Genomic DNA, 4,126 nt, shown 5'->3' with positions numbered 1-4,126 from the left:
GGGGCCCCCCGCGCCGCCGCCGGTCGCGAGCTTGCGGCGGGCATCGGCCTGGCCGCTCTGCGTGTCGAAATACTTCGCTGCGTCGCCGAGCTGGACCGCCGGCTGGCATTTCGGCGTGCAGGACAGCGATTCCTGATCCATCCCGCGCTGGACCGTGATGGTCGCGTCCCGCGATGCCTCGACCCGGATCATCGTCTCGGCGATCATCGCGCCGGCCGTGTCGAGCGCGATCAGGTTGGTCGAGCCGTAGCTCTTGCCCGTGAGCACGAGCACGCCGTTCTTCTGCGGCGTGACCTCCGCGATGATGGGGTTGCCGACGATGACGGTCGCGGTCTTCTCCGGCAGGCGGATGACCTTGGCGTTGTCCACCAGCACGGTGACGATCGGCAGCGGCTCCGGCTGGGCGGCCGCGACCGCGGCACCCGTCAGCAGGAGGACGAGGCCGGCTCGGCCCGCATTCGACAGGGTGCGGCGCATCGGGTTCCTCGGAAGCGGCCGGCGCCTGCGCGTGGCGCGACACCGAAGCCGCAGCGATAGCCCGGGACCGGTGAAGGAACCGCTAAGCATAAGGCGGCCCCGCGTATGCTCGGCAACGGCGAAACCTATCCTTCACTAAGCTCGCAGCGGGCCGGGAGCGGACTTTGTTCGGGGTGCGATTTAACCGAATTTCAAGGCGTAACAGGCAATCTCCAAATGCCGCCGATCGAGACGTAGAAATCTTCGTCGGTCATCTTTCAAACTTCACGTTGCCCGTTCTTGATCGAAGGATCGCCCTCCATGAAGACCCTGTTCTCGCGTTTCGCCTCCGACGAGTCCGGCGCCACCGCGATTGAGTACGGCATGATCGCCGCCCTGATCGCCGTCGTCATCATCGGCGCGCTGAAGACTGTCGGCACCTCGCTGTCGGCCAAGTTCAGCGCGATCTCCGGCAACCTGAACTAATCGGGTCTCTTCACGATCGGGATCTGCGGCAGGTTCGAGGCTCCATCGCGTCAGGCGATGGGGTCTCGGCCGGCCGGATCCGTCGTTCGGCTGCGGCCCCGAGCCGCTTCCCCGCCAGGTACGGATAGGGTTGGCCCGAGATGGTTGGCGCAGGATCGGCGATCGCGAGTCTCGGAACGGCCGGTTTCGGCCTGCTGGTGCTGTTCCCGTTCCTGATGGCCTACGCGGCGGCCAGCGACCTGCTGACGATGCTGATACCGAACCGGATCTCGTTGGCGCTCGTCGCGGGGTTCGCGCTTCTGGCCGTCACCGGCCCGATGAGCTGGTCCGAGATCGGGCTCCATGTCGGCGCTGCCGCCCTGGTGCTGACCGTGACCTTCACGCTGTTTGCCTTCGGGGTGATCGGCGGTGGCGACGCCAAGCTGGCCGCCGCCACGGCGCTCTGGCTGGGCTTCGACGGCTTGGGCGATTACCTGCTGGTGGCCTCGATCCTCGGCGGCGGCCTGACGCTCGCGATCCTGGCCGTGCGCGCCTACCCGCTCCCGATGCGCATCGCGCGCTTGCCCTTCGCGCTGCACCTCCACGATGCCAAGACCGGGATTCCGTACGGTATCGCGCTCGCGGCTGCCGCCCTGCTGGTGCTGCCCGAGACCGAGGTCTGGGCCCGCGCGCTGGCCGCCTGAGATCCTGGAACCAAAGCAAATCTCGGTCCCGAGATCTGGAGCCCAGGTTCGGAGCCGGCTAGAACTGCGCCATGTCGTTCGCGCTCCTGCGTCGCCCCGATCCCGACCACCTTGAGGTCCAGCACGAGGGAGCAAGCCTCCAGATCGCGCTGCGCCGGCGGCCGACCGCGCGCCGGATCACCCTGCGGGTCTCGGCCGCCACCGGCGAGGTCGTGATCACCCTACCGAGCCGAACCGCCGTCAACACCGCCCAGCGCTTCGCCACCAGCCATGCCGGGTGGATTGCCGCGCGTCTGGCACGGGTGCCGGAGCGGATCGGTTTCGTTCCGGACGCGATCCTGCCGCTGCGCGGGACGCCACACCGTTTGCATCTGCGCGGGACGCGCAGCGGCGCGGTGCGCGTCGAGACGGAGGCCGGGGAACCGGTGATCTCCCTCTCCTGCGAGCCCGCCCACGTCCCGCGCCGGATCCGGGACTACCTGACCCGCGAGGCACGGCGCGACCTCGCCGAGGCGGTGGAGCGCTATGCGCCGCTGCTCGGCCAACGGCCGGTCCGCATCACCCTGCGGGACACCCGCAGCCGTTGGGGATCCTGCACGGCGCGGGGCGAGCTGAACTTCTCATGGCGCCTGATCCTGGCGCCCCCGATGGTGCTCGATTACCTCGTCGCCCACGAGATGGCGCACCTGCGCGAGATGAACCATTCGGCGCGGTACTGGGCGCTGCTGCACGGGCTATGCCCGCACGTCGACGCGGCCGAGGCGTGGCTGAAGCGCAACGGCACCAGCCTGCATCGCTACGGCTGACCGGCCAAGCCTCAGCCCCTGTCTCAGCCCTTGCCTCAGCCCTTAGCGCGCAGGACCTTCTGGCGCGTCACGGCTTCGCCGGGCCAGACCGGCCGCGGGTTGACCTGGCCGGGCTCGAGCGTGCGGGGGGCGACGCTGTCGCAGACCTCGCGCTGCCGGATGATCACCGGGTTGCCGAAGGTGTCGCGGCGGCGCACCAGGCCGCCTTCGCGGCAATAGCCGGCGATCGCGGCCTGTCCGTTGCGGCCGCCATACGGGTTCACCGCCACGGGCGGATGCTCGACGATCAGCGTGTCGGAGCGGTTGAGGGAGTGTTCCACATAGGTGGTCTCGCCGACCGGCAGCGATTGTGCCCCAGCCTGCGCGAGGGTGGCCATCAAGCAGGCGGCCGAGAGGGCGAGCGGGCGCATCACAGCTTCAGGATCCTGCGCTGGAGGAAAAGCGAACCCTATTTAGGCCGTTCTGCAACCTTCGGGTAGCGTCAAGGAGCAACACCGGAGCCGGCATCGCTTGACAGCGCGGGTCCGACCATGGTCGGAACACCCCCGATTTTACGGCCTCGCCGGTCCTCGGCGATGGCGTTCCGAAGGGTTCGGCGGTGCCGCTTCACGCGAAGCTCGATCGTTTCCGGCGCGTCGTCCGGCGCGCCGTCTTGCCGGCCTGCCTTGCCTTCTCCGCGGCAGGGCTCGCATCGGTTGGGCCGGCCGCCGCCCAGGGCATGGTGCGCAAGACCTTCGACGATTGGCAGCTGCGCTGCGAGACGCCGGCCGGCGCGAAGGCCGAGCAATGCGCCCTGGTGCAGTACCTGGCCGCTGAGGACCGCCCGAACCTCACCCTGGTGGTGATCGTTCTGAAGACGGCGGACAATCGCGGTTACCTGCTGCGGGTGGTGGCGCCGCTGGGCGTGCTCCTTCCCTCCGGGCTCGGCCTGAAGATCGACCAGACCGATGTCGGCCGAGCCGGCTTCGTGCGCTGCCTGACAACCGGTTGCGTGGCCGAGGTGGTGATGGATGACGGCCTGATCCGCCAGTTCAAGGCCGGCACGCAGGCGACCTTCATCGTTTTCCAGACGCCCGAGGAAGGCGTCGGCATCCCGCTCTCGATGAAAGGCTTCGCGGCCGGGTTCGACAGCTTGAAATGACGATGCCGCCCGGGAGCCGTGCGATGATCGGTGAGCGTGACCTGTTTCTGGGCCTGTGCGGCCTGATCCTCGCCGGTTCGCTCGCCGCGAGCCCGGCCCGCGCCGAGGACGGCAATGTCTTCTCCAACCTGTTCAAGTTCGGCGGCACGACGGTCCCGCCGTCGCAGCCGCAGAGCCTCGATCCGCCCTATTGCCCGCCGGTCGAGGTGGCGGAGAACGGTGCGGCGTATCGCGTCCTCGCCGGGAGCGATGTGCGGACGCAGTTCTCGGTCGGCCGGCTCGCCCGGGAATGCGCCCGGCGCCAGGACGGCTCGATCACTGTCAAGGTTGGCGTGGAGGCCAACGTGCTGCTCGGCCCGAAGGGTGCGCCCGGTCGGTTCGACGTGCCGGTGACGATTCAGATCCGCCACGAGGGCAAGGTCATCGCGAGCCGCGTCGAGCGTACCAGCGTCGTCGTCGGCCCGGGCGAGGCCCAGGGCTTCGCCACCATTGTGGCCGAGGAACTGACCGTGCCGCCGGCGGTGGCCGAGGATTACGACATCACCGTCGGCGGC

Annotated in this window: 7 protein-coding genes; 5 read left to right on the top strand and 2 right to left on the bottom strand. The window is 69.0% G+C overall.

What is annotated here, in order from left to right; genetic code table 11:
- Window positions 1-477, bottom strand: a 477-nt coding sequence (locus tag FV228_RS22085; RefSeq protein ID WP_147856567.1) for a pilus assembly protein N-terminal domain-containing protein, incomplete at its 3' end; no start/stop codon positions are given.
- Window positions 478-777: 300 nt separating this feature from the next.
- On the opposite strand from FV228_RS22085, the gene FV228_RS22080 reads away from it, so the two are divergent.
- From FV228_RS22080 to FV228_RS22070, 3 genes are all read left to right on the top strand, one after another.
- Window positions 778-942 carry a Flp family type IVb pilin gene (locus FV228_RS22080; RefSeq protein ID WP_147856566.1) on the top strand — a complete coding sequence of 55 codons (165 nt, stop codon included), beginning with the start codon at window positions 778-780 and terminating at the stop codon, window positions 940-942.
- A gap of 140 nt (window positions 943-1,082) precedes the next feature.
- Window positions 1,083-1,625: a prepilin peptidase gene (locus FV228_RS22075; RefSeq protein ID WP_147856565.1), complete on the top strand. Its 543-nt coding sequence runs from the start codon at window positions 1,083-1,085 to the stop codon at window positions 1,623-1,625.
- A 71-nt stretch (window positions 1,626-1,696) separates the two neighbouring features.
- Complete coding sequence (locus FV228_RS22070) at window positions 1,697-2,431, top strand: SprT family zinc-dependent metalloprotease (RefSeq protein ID WP_147856564.1); 735 nt, start codon at window positions 1,697-1,699, stop codon at window positions 2,429-2,431.
- A gap of 35 nt (window positions 2,432-2,466) precedes the next feature.
- Here the strand turns inward: FV228_RS22070 and FV228_RS22065 are convergent, their stop codons facing one another.
- Window positions 2,467-2,841, bottom strand: a complete 375-nt coding sequence (locus FV228_RS22065) for a hypothetical protein (protein ID WP_147856563.1) — start codon at window positions 2,839-2,841, stop codon at window positions 2,467-2,469.
- A gap of 242 nt (window positions 2,842-3,083) precedes the next feature.
- On the opposite strand from FV228_RS22065, the gene FV228_RS22060 reads away from it, so the two are divergent.
- Together FV228_RS22060 and FV228_RS22055 are read left to right on the top strand one after the other, a co-directional pair.
- Window positions 3,084-3,572: an invasion associated locus B family protein gene (locus FV228_RS22060; RefSeq protein ID WP_187193413.1), complete on the top strand. Its 489-nt coding sequence runs from the start codon at window positions 3,084-3,086 to the stop codon at window positions 3,570-3,572.
- Between the two features lie 23 nt (window positions 3,573-3,595).
- The coding region (locus FV228_RS22055) for a hypothetical protein (RefSeq protein ID WP_147856561.1) at window positions 3,596-4,126 on the top strand (531 nt) is incomplete at its 3' end.

Source organism: Methylobacterium sp. WL18 (genome assembly GCF_008040015.1).
GTDB lineage: Bacteria > Pseudomonadota > Alphaproteobacteria > Rhizobiales > Beijerinckiaceae > Methylobacterium > Methylobacterium mesophilicum.
Note: the sequence above shows the minus strand (reverse complement) of the source record. Positions and strands in the feature narration are given on the sequence as shown.

Bases quoted from the DNA above. Each gene is read 5' to 3' on its own strand.
- FV228_RS22080 (WP_147856566.1), top strand. From the start codon at position 778: ATGAAGACCCTGTTCTCGCGTTTCGCCTCCGACGAGTCCGGCGCCACC.
- FV228_RS22075 (WP_147856565.1), top strand. From the start codon at position 1,083: ATGGTTGGCGCAGGATCGGCGATCGCGAGTCTCGGAACGGCCGGTTTC.
- FV228_RS22070 (WP_147856564.1), top strand. From the start codon at position 1,697: ATGTCGTTCGCGCTCCTGCGTCGCCCCGATCCCGACCACCTTGAGGTC.
- FV228_RS22065 (WP_147856563.1), bottom strand. From the start codon at position 2,841: ATGCGCCCGCTCGCCCTCTCGGCCGCCTGCTTGATGGCCACCCTCGCG.